Source organism: Neobacillus sp. DFD-2R (genome assembly GCF_057747865.1).
Genome location: NZ_CM173228.1, coordinates 5384058 through 5401444, shown reverse-complemented (window position 1 = coordinate 5401444; position 17387 = coordinate 5384058). Strand labels below are relative to the sequence as shown.

The window sequence follows — 17387 nt, the reverse complement described above, 5'->3', positions numbered from 1 at the left end:
TTGTGAGGTGCAAAACTGTATATCGCGTGGAATCTCACCATTAATCACAAGCTTTTACCAATGGGAATGCCAGTATAATACACTTAAAGAATGGCTCGGAGCTTCCTTCGAGCCATTCTTTCTTTCTGAATCCCCCGCATTCGGACAATGATAGGCGATTTCCTGCAAGCCCAGTCCGAATAAGCCCCGCATTCGGACAACGATAGGCGATTTCCTGCAAGTCCAGTCCGAATAAGCCCCCCATTCGGACAATGATAGGCGATTTCCTGCAAGTCCAGTCCGAATAAGCCCCGCATTCGGACAATGATAGGCGATTTCCTGCAAATCCAGTCCGAATAAGCCCCGCATTCGGACAATGATAAGCGATTTCCTGCAAATCCAGTCCGAATAAGCCCCGCATTCGGACAATGATAAGCGATTTCCTGCAAATCCTGTCCGAATAAGCCCTGCATTCGGACAATGATAAGCGATTTCCTGCAAATCCTGTCCGAATAAGCCCCGCATTCGGACAATGATAAGCGATTTCCTGCAAGTCCAGTCCGAATAGCCCCGCATTCGGACAATCCAAGGCGATTTCCTGCAAGTCCAGTCCAATAACTACTTCTAACCTTTATAATTACATTGTGAATTTCTATGTGAAAAATGCGCAAAAGTGTATAGAAACCTAGATATAACAACAATAAAACACACGATATTTCCTATGTAAAAAATGCCGTGTGATTTTCCTTGTAATTTTAATGTTTGCACCTCTGCTGTGAACCCATTACTAAATTAGTTGTGTATTCTAATTACTTAAACTTTGTCTGAAATGTGAATCTTATCCTAAGTTTGGAATTTTTCTCGAATATGTGAAAAAATATAACGATAGTGTATATAACTTTCCAGATGAAAGATACTAAGTTCAAAGTTGGTGATGATTACAACAAAAGGAAGGATTGTCATTACCAAGTTAAAATCATCAGATGAAAGTGAGGCAACATTAGATGAAAGCAACTGGTATAGTTCGTCGAATCGATGATTTAGGTCGTGTTGTCATTCCAAAAGAAATACGTAGAACCTTACGTATCCGCGAAGGGGACCCATTAGAAATCTTTGTGGATCGAGATGGAGAAGTAATCTTAAAGAAGTATTCACCAATCAGTGAATTAAGTGATTTTGCCAAAGAATATGCTGAAGCACTATTTGATAGCCTTGGCAATCCTGTTTTAATTTGTGATAGAGATGCTTATATTGCTGTAGCAGGCGGTTCTAAAAAGGATTATTTAAATAAAAATATTAGTGAATTAGTTGAAAAAACAATGGAAGACCGAAACTCGGTACTTTTGACACAGCAAGGTGATATCGCTTTGGCCGATGGAAATGATGAAACCGTTTCATCATATACCATTGGACCGATCATTGCAAATGGTGATCCAATCGGGGCTGTTATTATTTTCTCAAGAGAAGGAACACTTGGAGAAGTAGAACAAAAGGCTGTGGAAACTGCAGCAGGTTTCTTAGCAAGACAAATGGAGTCATAGACTTAATCTGCTTATCACGATTAAAAAAGACAGCGATTGCTGTCTTTTTTAATTGTCCGGCTCCAGCTCCGGCGCCTAGTGGACTTCGCCCTTCTACCTACGAGTCAACATCGATTCGTGTTTCCTTTATCTCAGTCGAAGAGCTCCGGTCCTGTCGTGCACTAAACGGGCGCTTTCACTTTTATTGCTCGAAAAAAATGGTGCCTATGCTATAATACCTTAGTATTTATATGTTTAAGGTCTCGTGGAAGGGAGAGGGGAAATGAAGCCCGTGAATCATTCGAGAGCTCTTTTTAAAGGGGCTTTCATTTTAACGCTTTCAGGATTAATAACGAAAATTTTAAGTGCTTTTTACCGAATTCCATTTCAAAACATTGTCGGTGATGTCGGTTTTTATATCTATCAACAAGTATATCCCTTTTATGCGATTGCGATCGTTCTTACCACTACCGGTTTCCCTGTAGTGATTTCCAAGCTGTATGCGGAAAGGAATGAAAAGGGAGGCAAGGAAAGGAATCGTCTGCTTCTTTTCGGGTCGTTTATCTATCTGCAGCTATTTGGTTTTGTCTGCTTTCTTATTCTTTATTTTGGTGCAGGGAAAATCGCATTGTGGATGAATGATCCGAAATTAGCGATTTTATTAAAAGTAGTCTCTTTTGTCTATTTAACCTTCCCGCTTGTTTCAATATTGAGGGGTTATTATCAGGGGAAAGGAGATATGGTTCCGACCGCATTGTCACAAGTAGGGGAACAAATGGTTCGGGTTTTAACGATTATCCTTCTGGCATACCTTTTTACTCATAAAGGCTATTCGCTCTATCTTGTCGGCGGGGGAGCGATGTTTGGTTCCATTACAGGCAGTCTTATATCCGCACTTATCCTGTTTACTTTCTTGAGGAATCGTAAAGAATGGAAACTAGTATCACCGGTAAAAAGAATAAATATCCCTTTATCCGAACTTAAATGGATTTTTAAAGAAATGACCTTTCATGGTCTTACGATTTGTATTAGTGGGATGCTGATGATTTTTATACAAATGGCGGATTCTTTAAACCTGTACTCCCTGCTTGTATCCAGTGGAGTTGGTAAGGAAATGGCGAAGAATTTAAAAGGAATTTTTGACCGCGGGCAGCCTTTAATCCAATTAGGCACAGTCGCGGCTACTTCTATGTCCTTGTCCCTTGTTCCGCTTATATCAAGCGGAAGGCTAAAGGAAAAACCGGAATTTTTACGTCATAAGATCCAATTAGCCATTAAGATTAGTATCGTAATTGGCCTCGGTGCTTCAGCAGGGCTTTGGGCAATTATTGGACCTACCAATACCATGCTGTTTAAAAATGAAAGCGGGTCATCCGTATTGGGTGTTCTTGGTTTTATGATTCTATTTAGTTCAATCATTTCAACATTTACTGCCATCATGCAGGGATTAGGTAATCTTCTGTTTCCGGCAATTATTATTGCTGTATCGTTTCCAATTAAATATGGGCTAAACGTTGTGTTTGTCCCATTGTTAGGTACAATGGGTGCTGCTATTTCTACCATTCTTACATTGGCGGTTGTAAGCTTATTTCTAGGTATTAAATTTAAAAAAATAGTACCTATTCCACTCTTAACGGTCCAATTTATGAGAACGGTTATAATTGCAACAATGGCAATGGTTCTCTTCTTAAAGAGCTATCTTTTTTTAACAGATTTTTTTATTTACCGTCTTGGTTTTGTCCGGATTAGCGCAGCTTTTCAAGCCTTAAGTGCTGTGGTATTCGGCAGTTTCCTATTTTTACTGATTGTTATTAAAGGGAGAGTTTTCCTTGATGAAGAGCTTGCATTATTTCCACTGGGAAGCAAATTGATGTATTTAATGCCACGAAAAAGATAGGAGCAAAATTATGGTGAAAAAAATTGAAATTCTCGGCTTAGGGGCAGGAGATCTTGAACAGCTCCCGTTCGGAGTTTATAAAAAGTTAATGGGCTCAAGTCATTTATACCTAAGGACGAAGGAACATCCTGTTGTGGCTGAATTGGAAAAAGAAGGACTTCACTATACCTCATTTGATTCCATTTACGAAAAACATGATCAGTTTGAGGCAGTGTATCAGGAAATCGTCGGGACATTATTGGATAAAGCACAAAATGAAGCTATCATTTATGCTGTTCCCGGGCATCCGCTAGTTGCCGAACGGACTGTGCAGCTGCTTTTGGAAAAGGGGCCAAAAAGTGAAGTGGAGATTTCCATTGGCGGCGGACAAAGCTTTATTGATGCCCTTTTTCAATCCTTAAAAATTGATCCGATTGACGGATTCCAGCTGCTGGATGGGACGTTGCTCGAGAGGAATCAGCTGCAAGTGGATCAACACATTTTTATCAGCCAGGTTTATGATCAGTTCGTTGCCTCAGAGGTAAAGTTAACTTTAATGGAGCGATTACCTGATGATTATGAGGTATATATCGTAACAGCGGCCGGAAGCAAGAATGAAATCATTGAAAAGGTACCGTTGTTTGAACTGGACCGGAGAGTAACCATTAATAATCTTACTTCCGTCTATATTCCGCCCGTGAAGGATGAACAAATTCTCTTGAAAAACTTCTCCAAGCTTCGAGAGATTATTGCTGAGTTAAGAGGACCGAATGGGTGTCCGTGGGATAAGGAACAAACACATGAGTCATTAAAAAAATACTTAATTGAAGAAACCTACGAAGTGATAGAGGCCATTGACAGTGGGGATATTGATCATTTAATTGAGGAGCTTGGAGATGTCCTTCTTCAAGTAATGCTTCATGCCCAAATTGGAGAGGATGAAGGCTATTTTTCCATTGATGAAATCATTGAAGTGCTTTCTGCAAAAATGATTCGCAGACATCCCCACGTTTTTGGTAATGTAAAAGCTACTAGTTCGGAAGAAGTATTGCAGAATTGGCAAGAAATTAAGAAGAAAGAAAAAGGAGAAACGGCAACGTCACTTCTTGAAGGTGTGTCAAAGTCACTTCCAAATTTAATAAGAGCCTATGAATTGCAAAAGAAAGCAGCAAAAGTGGGTTTTGATTGGCAGGAAATAACACCTGCTTTAGAGAAAGTGAAAGAAGAGCTTCAGGAATTTGAAGATGAATTAATTGGTATAAATGAGCACAAGCTGCTTGCTAAAAAAGAATTTGGCGATTTATTGTTTGCTTTTGTGAATGTCGCGAGATTTTTAGACATCCATCCTGAAGAAGCGTTATTTGAAACGAATGAAAAGTTCATCCGCCGCTTTCAATATGTTGAAAAGAAAGTAAAGGAAAGCGGAAGAGTATTCACAGAACACACGCTTGAGAGTCTTGACCGTTATTGGGATGAAGCAAAATTAAAGGGATTATAGAACAGGGGGATTTTTGTGCGCCTAGATAAATTTTTAAAGGTTTCAAGATTGATTAAAAGAAGAACATTAGCAAAAGAAGTTTCAGATCAAGGTAGGATTCAAATTAATGGCAAAGAAGCAAAAGCCAGTTCAACGGTTAAAGTAGGTGATGAGTTAACCATCCGTCTTGGGCAAAGGCAGGTTACAGCCAGGATTGATCGAATTCAAGAAACATCCCGGAAGGACGAAGCGGCTGAGATGTATACGATTATAAAAGAAGTGAAAGTCGGCTCCCCGGAAAGCCTGTAAGAATAAGCTTGTCCAGCTCCAGCGCCTAGGGGATTGGCTTATGCCTGTCGCCCCTGAGCAAGGCGCTTCCGCTTTTCTTATGTTCTATTTCATTCATCCTTCACATACATATTTACAAAAGGGTTGTACAAATGATTGTGAGGGATGAAGGATGAGCCAATATTATGATAGCAACACACCAAAGAGTACTATTCCGGATCACGATGTCATCATGCGTGGAAGAAAACTTCTTGAAATTACAGGTGTCAAACAAGTAGAAAGCTTTGATAACGAAGAGTTCTTATTGGAAACGTCAATGGGCTTCTTGGCCATCAAGGGACAAAACCTGCAAATGAAGAATCTTGATGTCGAAAAAGGCATTGTTTCAATTAAGGGAAAGATTTATGATTTAGTTTATTTAGACGAGCAGCATGGGGAGAAAGCTAAAGGCTTCTTTAGCAAGTTATTCCGATGACCCTCTCAACTCAATTTTTCACGATGCTTTCCATGATTGGGATGGGGATGCTATTTGGTGTCATGTTTGATACCTATCAGCGGTTTTTAAATCGACCAAAGCGAAATCAGTGGATTGTATTCTTTAATGATTTATTATTTTGGATTATTCAAGCTTTGTTAATATTTTATATTTTATTCCTGGTTAACAATGGGGAATTAAGATTTTATATTTTTATTGCGCTCCTGTGCGGATTTGCTGCATACCAAAGCTTATTTAAAGGTATTTATCTCCGTTTACTGGAAATACTCATTTCTACAGTCATTGCTGTTTATCGATTTTTAAAGAATACCTTTCTTATGCTGGTATATAAACCTGTCATTGGTTTGATCCATCTCGTCATACTTATTCTTCTCTTTCTTGGCAGGGGGCTTTTTACCCTTGTCAAATTTGTTTTTAAGGTTTTATTATTTATTATAAAAACAATTATTTTTACGCCATTAATGAAAATAATATTAACTCTTTGGAAACTTTTGCCGAAAAGTCTTAAAAAAAACGTCGAGAAGTTATATAATAGAACGGCAGGAAATTTCAAGGTAATCAAGAATTTTATTGTTAAGTTGATGGATAAATTCAAAAAAAAGAAAGAGTAAGGAGGTTAAGGGAAATGAGCGCGGTACGAGAAAAAAATGTAGCAAAAATCCAGTCAACCTATGTAAAGCAGCAGGAATATGCCGAAATTGCCACATCCAGGAAAAGGAAGCTGCTTATCAGACGGCTTTCGTTATTTTTAGCTTTTGCTGTTTTCGTATCGTACTTCATGGTTTCCAGCTTTATAACCCAAGCCTCAGTTATTGATGCAAAGAAGGCTCAAAAGAAACAGCTTGATAAGCAACTAACAGCATTAAAAAAGCAGCAGGATGTACTAAAAGAGGAAATTGTTAAATTGAATGATGATGATTACATTGCGAAGCTGGCAAGAAAAGAATACTTCTTTTCAGATAAAAATGAGATCATCTTCAATATTCCTGATAAAAAAAAGGAAAAATCAACCGGTAACTAGTCTTATTGACACTGATTTTTTTCTTTCTGTATAATATATAGTAAGATTGATTTTTTATATTTTTAAGGAGGAACATTCTTTTTATGTCAATTGAAGTAGGCAGCAAGTTACAAGGAAAGGTAACAGGGATTACAAATTTCGGAGCGTTCGTGGAGCTGCCGGATGGCTCAACAGGACTCGTACACATCAGTGAGGTTGCTGACAATTATGTAAAAGATATCAACGATCATCTTAAGGTTGGCGACCAAGTAGAGGTAAAAGTCATCAATGTTGAGAAGGATGGTAAAATTGGGCTATCAATCAAAAAGGCAAAAGATAGACCGGAGCCGGCTCAAAGGCCCCATTCAAACTCACACTCACAACGACCACGTCAAGGTAGAGCAAACGATCGTAATAACAACGCAAGACCGGAAAACTTCGAATCAAAAATGGCGCGTTTCTTAAAGGATAGTGAAGATCGTTTATCTTCCTTAAAACGACACACAGAGTCAAAGCGTGGAGGAAGAGGAGCTAGACGGGGTTAACTTGCTGCTTATTTATTAGTGGAATATTTGGCAGGTGTCAATGAAGTGTTTATAGATAAAGACAGGTCCTAAGGGCTTGTCTTTTTTGTTTTTGGCTATGTTAAAGCTCATTGTTGATTTTGTTCAGTATGTTGATTGGAGCGGAAGGCGCGAGACTCCTCGAAAATGCTATCGCATTTTCTTCGTGCGGTGAGTATTCGTGGAAGCTTATTCAATGTCCTGCGGGAAAAGCAGGTCAAGGGAGACCCCGCAGGCTTAATGCTTGAGGAGGCTCCCGCCCGCCCGCGGAAAGCGAGTGCCTGGAGCGGAAATCAACAGGCAAGTTTAACAGAGCCTTGTTTTTAAATAAATAAAGGCTATTTTCGCATAGTTTGTGTTATTAAGCTTCAAAAGCAACAAAGTTTACGAAAAGAGCCTAAATAAAAAAGGCGTTGATCAGAGATCAACGCCTTCATAATTGATAGCGGCGGAGGGGATCGAACCCCCGACCTTACGGGTATGAACCGTACGCTCTAGCCAGCTGAGCTACACCGCCATATGTTTTTGACACAATGAATATATTACATAGATTTAAAATAGTTGTCAATAATTTTTTCTGAAAAAATACGTAAAACGACAATTGTCCAGCTTTATTAATATTATTTGGGTAATTATCGTAGAAACCGTCGAACGAAAATCTTAAGCTTGTTCACTAATTTGACAAACTTTTAAGTCTATCACTTTTATAATAGTCAGCAACGATGAACTAATAGGGAGTGTGATTTATGGAAAAGCCAAACGCGAGTTTAATAGAACCGGTCGGAGAAGTCAACTTTCATTCATCTAAGTCGGAATTGGAAAGCAGCCTAAAAAAGGTACTATTAAAAATAGAATCCTTTTTTATAAAAAAGGGATACTTCTTATTATTGGTAGGGTTTTTGCTTGGACGGGCTTTGATTTTGTCAAAGCTTACGCCATTTAGTCTCCCCTTTTTCGCGTCCGTTTATTTAATACGAAAAGACCATGCACCTTTAGCTCTCGTCGGACTTATTATGGGGGCTATTACCCTATCATTCCCAAATGCAGCTTTTACCTTTACGGTTACACTACTCTTTTTAGTTATTTTTAAAATAAGTAGGAAGTGGCTAAAAAATGAACTTAGGTCCATTCCGTTTTTTGTCGGCATTATTCTTGGCGCGGGAAAGCTGGCTGAATCGCTAATCATGCAGAGGCAATTGACTTTGTATGATGCGATGATGGCAGGTGTGCAAGCGAGTCTTTCATTTATATTAACGCTCATTTTTTTGCAAAGCATTCCATTGCTAACATTAAATAAACGAAGACAGCTGTTAAAAACCGAGGAAATTGTTTGCTTGATTATTATGCTTGCTTCAATTATGACCGGTACCATTGGCTGGAAAGTATATGATTTGTCTGTTGAGCATATTATGTCACGGTATTTAGTCCTTGTATTTTCTTTTGTTGCCGGGGCAACCATCGGTTCAACGGTTGGGGTGGTAACCGGGTTAATTTTTAGTTTAGCAAGTGTATCAAGCTTTTATCATATGAGCTTGCTCGCTTTTTCAGGTGTGTTAGGCGGTTTATTGAAAGAAGGAAAGAAAATAGGTGTTTCTATTGGTTTATTTATTTCGACTCTCCTAATCGGGATGTATGGGGAAGGAGGCGGTTCCCTATCACTCTCCGTATTAGAAACAACTGCAGCTGTTTTCTTATTTATGATAACACCGCAAGTATTTACCTCTCGTCTGGCTAAATATATTCCGGGCACAGCTGAATATACAGCTGAACAGCAAAAATACATGAGGAAGATGAGGGATGTGACCGCACAGCGGGTTGCTCAATTTTCAAATGTTTTCCATGCCCTTTCAAAAAGCTTCTCTAAAATGGATGTTCTGCCAAATGATGAAGATAGTGAACGGGAACTTGATTTCTTTATGAGTAATATTACGGAAAAGACTTGCCAAACATGTTTTAAGAAGGAACAATGCTGGGCGAAGAATTTTAATACAACCTATGCCTATATGGAAGAAATTATTCATGAAATGGATCAAAAAGATGGAGTGGTTTCTGCAAAACTATCAAGGGAATGGGAAAAGCATTGTACCCGTCATAAACGGGTTTTTGATGCTATTCAAACGGAGTTAACTTTTTATCAAGCTAATCAAAAACTAAAAAAACAGGTACAGGAAAGTAGGAAGCTAGTAGCCGATCAGCTTCTTGGTGTTTCTGAAGTCATGGACAATTTTGCAAAAGAAATACAGCGGGAAAGGGAGAATCATCATAAACAGGAAGAACAAATCATGGAAGCGCTTCAAGAGTTCGGCATTCAAATTGAACAGGTAGAGATTTACAGCCTCGAACAGGGAAATGTGGATATCGAGATGGCGGTCCCTTTTTGCAATGGACATGGGGAGTGCGAAAAGTTAATTGCACCGATGTTATCAGATATTCTTGGAGAAACAATCATAGTGAATAAGGAAGAATGTGCAGTGTATCCGAATGGTTTCTGTCAGGTGGGCTTTCGTTCGACTAAAGCCTATACAGTCGAAACGGGTGTGGCACATGCTGCCAAGGATGGAGGTTTTGTTTCAGGTGATAGCTATTCAACAATTGAACTGGGCTTAGGCAAGTATGCAATTGCAATTAGTGATGGCATGGGAAATGGTGAAAGAGCCCACTACGAAAGTAAAGAAACCTTGCAGCTTTTACAAAAAATATTGCAATCAGGTATTGAAGAAAGAGTAGCTATAAAATCGGTAAATTCCATTCTATCTCTAAGAACAACGGATGAAATTTTTTCAACATTGGATTTAGCGATGATTGACCTGCAAAATGCTTCAGCAAAATTCCTTAAGATAGGTTCGACACCAAGTTTTATTAAAAGGGGGAATAAAGTCATTAAAATCCAGGCAAGTAATTTGCCGATCGGGATATTACAGGAATTCGAAGTCGACGTTGTCAGTGAACAGTTAAAAGCGGGAGATTTGTTAATTATGATGAGCGATGGCGTTTTTGAAGGGCCAAAGCATGTTGAAAATTATGATTTATGGATGAAACGAAAAATTCAAGAATTGCAAACGGATGATCCGCAAGAGATATCTGATTTAATTATGGAAGATGTTATCCGATCAAGAGGGGGATTGATTGACGACGATATGACGGTGACAGTCGCAAAAATAAAGCATAACACACCAAAATGGGCATCGATTCCAGTACAAAAAATGAAAAAAAGAGCCTAATGGATTATTTTGCTCCATCACATCTTTATTTATGTATAAATCACCTCCACACGGTCGAAAATGGTAACAATTCTTAATGTGGAGGGAGATTGTTATGTATACAGGGAAAATCCGCCAAATTTTACTGATAACTGACGGATGCTCGAATCAAGGTGATGATCCCATTGCCATGGCTGCACTAGCAAAAGAGCAAGGGATTACGGTAAATGTTATCGGCGTGATGGAGCATGATGTGATTGATGAAAAGGGTATGACGGAAATCGATGGAATTGCTCTGTCAGGTGGGGGAGTCAGCCAAATTGTTTATGCACAGCAGCTCTCTCAAACCGTGCAAATGGTTACGCGTAAAGCAATGACACAAACCATTCATGGTGTTGTAAACCGCGAATTACAGCAGATTTTGGGCCGTTCGCAAACGATAGAAGACCTTCCGCCCGAAAAAAGGGGTGAAGTAATGGAGGTTGTAGATGAGTTAGGTGAAACTGTCGAATTAGAGGTGTTGATTCTTGTCGATACAAGTGCAAGTATGAAGCATAAGCTTCCGACTGTTAAGGAGGCCCTGCTTGACCTCTCTCTAAGCTTAAATGCCCGTACAGGGGAAAATCAATTCTCCGTATTCGTATTTCCCGGGAAAAAGAATGATGTCGAAAAATTGTTAGATTGGACGCCGAAGCTACAATCTTTGACAAGTATTTTTTCCCAGCTAACAACCGGAGGAATTACGCCAACAGGTCCTGCGTTGCGTACTGCCTTAGCTTCTTTCAATCAAAAACAATCGTTAAGGAGCCTTCTTTCCCGTGATGATGAATCATACTTTGAAGAGTCAATGTAAAGTTAGTCCCGGCACAGTCATTTCAGGTAAATGGCATTCCAATCATTATACGATAGTAAGAGAGCTGGGGTATGGAGCAAACGGGGTTGTTTACCTTGCGAAGCATAAGAACATTCAAGTAGCTTTGAAAATGAGTGATAACGGGATGTCAATTACCTCTGAGGTGAATGTTTTAAAATCCTTTGCAAAGGTCCAAGGGTCAGCCCTCGGGCCTTCTTTGCTTGATGTTGATGATTGGAAAAGTAATCGCGGTCAAATTTCCTTTTATGTGATGGAATATATTCAAGGTCCCGACCTTTTGTCTTTTATTCAACAAAAGGGAAAATCCTGGACGAGTGTATTGTTTTTGCAGCTTTTAAATGATTTGGAAAAACTGCATGAGGCGGGCTGGGTATTTGGTGACTTAAAGCCCGAAAACTTAATTGTAACAGGCCCCCCTCCAAAAATCCGCTGTATTGATGTTGGCGGTACGACCATCCAAGGTAGAGCCATTAAAGAATTTACCGAATTTTATGATCGGGGTTATTGGGGTCTTGGTTCAAGGAAGGCAGAACCGTCCTATGATCTTTTTGCTGTCGCGATGATCATGATTAATACAGCCTATCCAAAACGTTTTAATAAAACAACGGGCGGTTTATCCCAACTTAGAGAGGCAATTAAGCAGCAACCTGAGTTAGTAGCTTTGGAAAAAGTAATCTTAAGAGCCTTGCAAGGCCAATACACCAGTGCCAAACAAATGAGAGCTGATTTATTAGATTTAATGGTTGATAAGAAAGCTCAAGAACCAAGTCCGCCGTTAAGGACTAAGACAGATCCAAGAAAGACTCCGCCGGCAAATAAAGCAGGAGAGTCAAAAGCAATTACAAGACAACATTATCGAAGGAAAAAGAAAAAAAGCCAGTGGCTGGAGACGGTGGTTATCACTTCAGCAATTATCCTTTTGTATGTGGTGTATATTTTTAAAACGATGTAAATTTTTGAAACCAATATAGAATTTGTTCGTATTAAAAGGAAGTAATAATGAAAAAAAGGTGTTATATTAATTGAAAGATTTAAAAATCATTTTTTGTATGGAGAAACAAGCCTTTGTTTTTGATAGTTTATTTATAAAAGTGGTAAGCTATTGGTATTCTAAATTTTTTAGTTAAAATTTTTGTTTTTAAGGAAGCGTACAATATGTTGGAAACGAAGGTAGAGGCCTTTTTAAACCGCCATGCATTCAAATTAGACAATATAAAAATGGTTGTGGGTGTTTCAGGGGGGCCTGATTCTCTTGCCTTGCTTCATTACTTAAAGGGACAAAAAGAAGTGAGGAACCTGTCCATTGTTGCGGCACATGTGGACCATATGTTTCGAGGTCAAGAATCCTTTGAGGATGCAATGTTTGTAAGGGATTATTGTGAGCAGTATTCCATTCCCTTTGAAATGGAACGGATTAATGTCCCTGAGTTGATCGAAAAAACGGGCAACAGTTCGCAAACTGCAGCAAGAGAAGCGAGATATGAATTTTATGCAAAAATCATGGAAAAGTATAATTATTCACATTTAGCCCTGGGACACCATGGCGATGACCAAATGGAAACGATGCTGATGCGTATGACCAGGGGAAGCTCAGGTAAAGCAAGAGCAGGCATCCCATTTACGCGAGCTTTTCATAATGGAATCATTTTCCGCCCTTTTTTAAATTTAACGAAGGCTGAAATTGAGGAATATTGTAAAAAGCAGTACCTCACGCCAAGACTGGATCCCAGTAATAAGAAAAGTATCTATAGTAGAAATCGATTCCGAAAAGAAGTACTTCCCTTTTTGAAGGCAGAAAATCGACATGTTCATGAACATTTTCAACGGTTTAGTGAAGAATTGCAAAGTGATGAATCGTTTCTGCAGGAATTAACTGTCCAACAAATGAATACAGTAATCACAAAAAGAGAAAAGAACAAAATTACCATTGACATTAAACGCTTTTCAAAAGTGCCAATACCTTTACAAAGGAGAGGTATTCAACTAATATTAAAATATCTTTACAATGAAAACCCAGGTTCCCTTTCAGCTATACATATCGATCAAGTTTTATCACTAATGCGGAATTCACATCCATCAGGGAAACTTAATCTACCAAATGGTTTACAAGTAATTCGATCCTATCTGCTTTTGACTTTCCAATTTGATTTGGCCGATGAACAAACCTATCATTTTGAAATTTGCGAGCCCGGAACGATTGAATTACCATTTGGCAGAAGGATTAAGATGAATTATATCGATAGGGAATTTACAGAGACAAACCTTTGCCATGCATTGTTCCATGCAGATAACATTAAGCTGCCGATTATCATTCGTCCCAGAAAATTAGGGGATCGAATGACTTTAAAAGGAATGTCAGGCTCAAGGAAGTTAAAAGATATCTTTATTGATCATAAAGTTCCAATCCGGGACCGGGGTACATGGCCTGTGGTTACGGACGCGGAAGGTACGATTCTTTGGCTTCCCGGTTTAAAAAAATCTTCATTAGAAGGAATAGATTACAAAGCAAAACAATATATACTACTCACATATGATAAGTAATGATCTTCTAGGGGGCACAATTATAATGAAACAGGATATCGAAAAAGTATTAATTACAGAAGATGAGATTCAAGCGAAAATTCAGGATTTAGCGCATCAACTTACAGAAGAGTATAAAGAACGCTTTCCGCTTGCAATTGGCGTTTTAAAGGGTGCAATGCCTTTTATGGCCGATTTATTAAAACGAATGGATTGCTATTTGGAAATGGACTTTATGGATGTATCCAGCTACGGCAATTCGACTGTTTCTTCAGGAGAAGTAAAAATTCTTAAGGACTTGGATACTTCTGTAGAGGGAAGAGATATTTTAATTATAGAAGATATTATAGACAGTGGATTAACTCTTAGTTATTTAGTTGATCTATTCCGTTATCGTAAAGCAAAATCCATTAAGATTGTCACGTTGCTTGATAAACCGACAGGAAGAAAGAGCCTTATTAAAGCTGATTATGTTGGTTTTATCGTACCGGATGAGTTTGTTGTTGGATACGGCTTGGATTATGCTGAAAAATATCGAAACCTTCCATATATTGGTGTTTTAAAACCTGAAGTATATAGCAACAGCCTTTAAGCAATACCTAAATAGAAGGATTTTTTCCTCCGTTTGCCGAAAGTCTTTAATGACTTGTTAATAAGTGTAATTCCTTGAATTGGCATGATTTTCTATGATACTATTTAATATAGTTTGTTTATCCGTGGGAGGAGGTAAGAGATGAATCGGATTTTCCGTAATACCATCTTTTATTTATTGATATTTTTAGTCATTATAGGTGTTGTTAGTTTCTTTAATGGGAGCAATCAAACAACCAATAATATTACCTATGACAATTTTGTTACCCATCTGGAAAAGGGTGAAGTAAAGTCATTTTCCATGCAGCCTGAACGCGGTGTTTATGAGGTTCGAGGCGAATTAACAGTCGGTACGAATAAAAACTTTTTAACGTATATTCCAAACAGTGAAAAAATTCTTGACCGAATTGATAAAGCCGGAAAAGATGTAGAGGTTCTGCCGGCAAAAGAAACAAGCGGTTGGGTAACCTTCTTTACATCGATTATTCCGTTTGTGATCATTTTTATATTATTTTTCTTCTTATTAAACCAAGCTCAAGGCGGCGGAAGCCGTGTTATGAATTTTGGTAAAAGCAAAGCGAAACTTTACAACGATGATAAGAAAAAGGTTCGTTTTAGAGATGTAGCCGGTGCTGATGAAGAAAAGCAGGAATTAGTAGAAGTGGTTGAATTTTTAAAGGATCCGCGTAAGTTTGCTGAACTTGGCGCCCGTATTCCAAAAGGAGTACTCCTTGTAGGTCCTCCGGGGACAGGTAAAACGCTGCTTGCCAGAGCTACAGCAGGTGAAGCAGGCGTACCGTTCTTTTCAATAAGCGGATCTGATTTCGTTGAAATGTTCGTTGGGGTCGGTGCATCCCGTGTTCGTGATTTATTTGAAAATGCAAAGAAAAATGCTCCATGTATTATCTTCATCGATGAAATTGATGCTGTCGGTCGTCAGCGTGGTGCCGGACTAGGCGGGGGACACGATGAACGTGAACAAACGTTAAATCAACTGTTAGTTGAAATGGACGGATTTGGTGCAAATGAGGGAATAATCATAGTTGCTGCAACAAACCGTGCTGACATTTTGGACCCTGCATTATTGCGTCCCGGACGTTTTGATCGTCAAATTACCGTTGACAGACCGGATGTTATTGGCCGTGAGGCAGTACTAAAAGTACATGCTCGCAATAAACCGTTAGATGACTCGGTTAACTTAAAGAATATTGCCATGCGGACACCCGGATTTTCAGGTGCAGACTTGGAAAATTTATTGAATGAGGCTGCACTGGTTGCAGCTCGTGCAAGCAAGAAGAAAATCGATATGGAAGATATCGATGAAGCAACTGACCGGGTAATCGCCGGTCCGGCGAAAAAGAGCAGGGTTATTTCTGAAAAGGAACGTAATATTGTGGCTTTCCATGAGGGCGGCCATACTGTAATTGGTTTAGTGCTAGATGAAGCGGACATGGTCCACAAAGTTACAATCGTTCCACGCGGCCAGGCAGGCGGATACGCCGTAATGCTTCCTCGGGAAGACCGTTACTTTATGACGAAACCTGAGCTGCTTGATAAAATCGTTGGTTTATTAGGTGGACGTGTAGCAGAAGAAATTGTTTTTGGTGAAGTAAGCACAGGTGCGCATAATGATTTCCAACGCGCTACAGGAATTGCCCGTAAAATGGTAACCGAATATGGAATGAGTGATAAACTTGGACCATTACAGTTCGGTCAAGCGCAAGGTCAAGTTTTCTTAGGCCGTGACCTTCATAACGAGCAAAATTATTCTGATGCGATTGCCTATGAGATCGATCTTGAAATACAACGGATTATAAAAGAGTGTTATGAAAGAGCGAGAAAGATCCTTACGGAAAACCGTGATAAATTAGATCTTATTGCCAAGACTCTTCTTGAAGTTGAAACACTTGTTGCTGAGCAAATCAAATATTTGGTAGAGCATGGTCATATGCCGGATAGTTCAGTTGCTCTCGAAAGCGTACAAATTGGACCTAAAAAAGTGGACGATGTTAAGGTTAATATCAACACTAAAAAAGAAGATGAGCGAGTGGATTTAGAAAAATCGGATCTTCCTCCTTCTGAAACTAAATAAAAGTAATGAATTAAAAGAGCGCTTCTATTGAAGCGCTCTTTTTTTCATGTTAATTTGTATTTATGTTATGATGTTGGCAGTATGGAGAAAGAAAATCTGAAAAGTGAGTGATAGATTTGATTTTTGTATTTGATGTAGGCAATACAAATATTGTTTTAGGTGTCTATAAAGGTGATGAGCTTAAATATCACTGGCGAGTTGAAACACATCGAAATCGGACAGAGGATGAGTTTGGCATGATCATTAAATCGTTGTTTGATCATTCAGGCCTATTGTTCTCAGATATTGATGGTATTATCATTTCTTCAGTTGTTCCACCGATCATGTTTGCTTTAGAAAGAATGTGCCAGAAATATTTTCATATTAAACCGCTCGTTGTTGGACCGGGAATTAAAACAGGACTAAATATTAAATATGAAAACCCAAGAGAAGTGGGTGCTGACCGAATCGTCAATGCTGTTGCCGCAATCCAAGAATATGGGAGCCCGCTGATTATTGTCGATTTCGGCACAGCTACAACATATTGTTATATAAATGAGCAAAGTCAATATATGGGTGGCGCGATCGCTCCAGGTGTAAGTATTTCAACAGAAGCACTTTACTCCCGGGCGGCGAAATTACCAAGAATCGAAATTGCAAGACCAGAGTCTGTAATTGGGAAAAATACTGTTTCCGCAATGCAAGCGGGTATTGTCTATGGTTATGTTGGTCAAGTGGAAGGGATCGTTAAGCGGATGATGGATCAGAGTGTGAAAAAACCAACGGTAATTGCAACAGGAGGGTTATCTGCATTGATTGCCCAAGAATCTACCATTATTGACGTTGTAGACCCATTTTTAACTTTAAAAGGACTTCAGCTTATCTATAAACGAAACATGGATATGATAAGAAATAATAGCTAGAAAGGAGTT

16 protein-coding genes and 1 tRNA gene are annotated in these 17387 nt (G+C 39.0%); 15 read left to right on the top strand and 2 right to left on the bottom strand.

Annotated features, from left to right (window positions below; all coding sequences use genetic code 11):
- Nucleotides 1-54 precede the first annotated feature (54 nt).
- Complete coding sequence (locus AC3ANV_RS27180) at nucleotides 55-594, bottom strand: hypothetical protein (RefSeq protein ID WP_488311619.1); 540 nt, start codon at nucleotides 592-594, stop codon at nucleotides 55-57.
- A gap of 389 nt (nucleotides 595-983) precedes the next feature.
- Between AC3ANV_RS27180 and spoVT the strand changes: the two genes are divergently transcribed.
- The 8 genes from spoVT to AC3ANV_RS27140 all read left to right on the top strand — a co-directional run bounded on the left by spoVT (nucleotide 984) and on the right by AC3ANV_RS27140 (nucleotide 7181).
- Complete coding sequence (gene spoVT / locus AC3ANV_RS27175; protein WP_488311618.1) at nucleotides 984-1520, top strand: stage V sporulation protein T; 537 nt, start codon at nucleotides 984-986, stop codon at nucleotides 1518-1520.
- 262 nt (nucleotides 1521-1782) lie between these two features.
- Nucleotides 1783-3396, top strand: a complete 1614-nt coding sequence (locus AC3ANV_RS27170; RefSeq protein ID WP_488311617.1) for a putative polysaccharide biosynthesis protein — start codon at nucleotides 1783-1785, stop codon at nucleotides 3394-3396.
- A 10-nt stretch (nucleotides 3397-3406) separates the two neighbouring features.
- Nucleotides 3407-4873 (top strand): bifunctional methyltransferase/pyrophosphohydrolase YabN, encoded by a 1467-nt coding sequence (gene yabN, locus AC3ANV_RS27165; protein ID WP_488311616.1) that lies wholly within the window; start codon nucleotides 3407-3409, stop codon nucleotides 4871-4873.
- 15 nt (nucleotides 4874-4888) lie between these two features.
- The gene (locus AC3ANV_RS27160; protein ID WP_488311615.1) at nucleotides 4889-5161 is read left to right on the top strand and encodes an RNA-binding S4 domain-containing protein; all 273 of its coding nucleotides are present in this window, start codon (nucleotides 4889-4891) and stop codon (nucleotides 5159-5161) included.
- A gap of 151 nt (nucleotides 5162-5312) precedes the next feature.
- Nucleotides 5313-5615 (top strand): sporulation protein YabP, encoded by a 303-nt coding sequence (yabP, locus tag AC3ANV_RS27155; protein ID WP_488311614.1) that lies wholly within the window; start codon nucleotides 5313-5315, stop codon nucleotides 5613-5615.
- The gene (gene yabQ / locus AC3ANV_RS27150) at nucleotides 5612-6247 is read left to right on the top strand and encodes a spore cortex biosynthesis protein YabQ (protein ID WP_488311613.1); all 636 of its coding nucleotides are present in this window, start codon (nucleotides 5612-5614) and stop codon (nucleotides 6245-6247) included. The genes yabP and yabQ overlap by 4 nt, the downstream gene beginning before the upstream one ends.
- Before the next feature lie 14 nt (nucleotides 6248-6261).
- A complete protein-coding gene (locus tag AC3ANV_RS27145) occupies nucleotides 6262-6657 on the top strand; it encodes an FtsB family cell division protein (RefSeq protein ID WP_488311612.1) in 396 nt (131 codons plus the stop codon).
- A gap of 83 nt (nucleotides 6658-6740) precedes the next feature.
- Nucleotides 6741-7181 carry a S1 domain-containing RNA-binding protein gene (locus AC3ANV_RS27140; protein ID WP_488311611.1) on the top strand — a complete coding sequence of 147 codons (441 nt, stop codon included), beginning with the start codon at nucleotides 6741-6743 and terminating at the stop codon, nucleotides 7179-7181.
- 461 nt (nucleotides 7182-7642) lie between these two features.
- Here AC3ANV_RS27140 and AC3ANV_RS27135 read toward each other — a convergent pair.
- Nucleotides 7643-7716: transfer RNA gene (locus tag AC3ANV_RS27135), tRNA-Met, on the bottom strand.
- Between the two features lie 229 nt (nucleotides 7717-7945).
- Here AC3ANV_RS27135 and spoIIE point away from each other — a divergent pair.
- The 7 genes from spoIIE to AC3ANV_RS27100 all read left to right on the top strand — a co-directional run bounded on the left by spoIIE (nucleotide 7946) and on the right by AC3ANV_RS27100 (nucleotide 17378).
- Entirely contained in the window at nucleotides 7946-10420 is a 2475-nt protein-coding gene (gene spoIIE / locus AC3ANV_RS27130; protein WP_488311610.1) for a stage II sporulation protein E, read from the top strand.
- 94 nt (nucleotides 10421-10514) lie between these two features.
- Nucleotides 10515-11252 carry a vWA domain-containing protein gene (locus AC3ANV_RS27125; RefSeq protein WP_488311609.1) on the top strand — a complete coding sequence of 246 codons (738 nt, stop codon included), beginning with the start codon at nucleotides 10515-10517 and terminating at the stop codon, nucleotides 11250-11252.
- The gene (locus AC3ANV_RS27120) at nucleotides 11221-12225 is read left to right on the top strand and encodes a serine/threonine protein kinase (protein ID WP_488311608.1); all 1005 of its coding nucleotides are present in this window, start codon (nucleotides 11221-11223) and stop codon (nucleotides 12223-12225) included. Before AC3ANV_RS27125 ends, AC3ANV_RS27120 begins: the two co-directional genes overlap by 32 nt.
- A gap of 203 nt (nucleotides 12226-12428) precedes the next feature.
- Nucleotides 12429-13814 carry a tRNA lysidine(34) synthetase TilS gene (tilS, locus tag AC3ANV_RS27115; RefSeq protein WP_488311607.1) on the top strand — a complete coding sequence of 462 codons (1386 nt, stop codon included), beginning with the start codon at nucleotides 12429-12431 and terminating at the stop codon, nucleotides 13812-13814.
- A gap of 25 nt (nucleotides 13815-13839) precedes the next feature.
- Nucleotides 13840-14385, top strand: coding sequence for a hypoxanthine phosphoribosyltransferase (gene hpt, locus AC3ANV_RS27110; RefSeq protein WP_488311606.1), 546 nt, complete (start codon nucleotides 13840-13842; stop codon nucleotides 14383-14385).
- Nucleotides 14386-14526: 141 nt separating this feature from the next.
- Nucleotides 14527-16476 (top strand): ATP-dependent zinc metalloprotease FtsH, encoded by a 1950-nt coding sequence (ftsH, locus tag AC3ANV_RS27105; protein WP_488311605.1) that lies wholly within the window; start codon nucleotides 14527-14529, stop codon nucleotides 16474-16476.
- A gap of 116 nt (nucleotides 16477-16592) precedes the next feature.
- Nucleotides 16593-17378: a type III pantothenate kinase gene (locus tag AC3ANV_RS27100; RefSeq protein WP_488311604.1), complete on the top strand. Its 786-nt coding sequence runs from the start codon at nucleotides 16593-16595 to the stop codon at nucleotides 17376-17378.
- The last annotated feature ends 9 nt before the right edge of the window (nucleotides 17379-17387 follow it).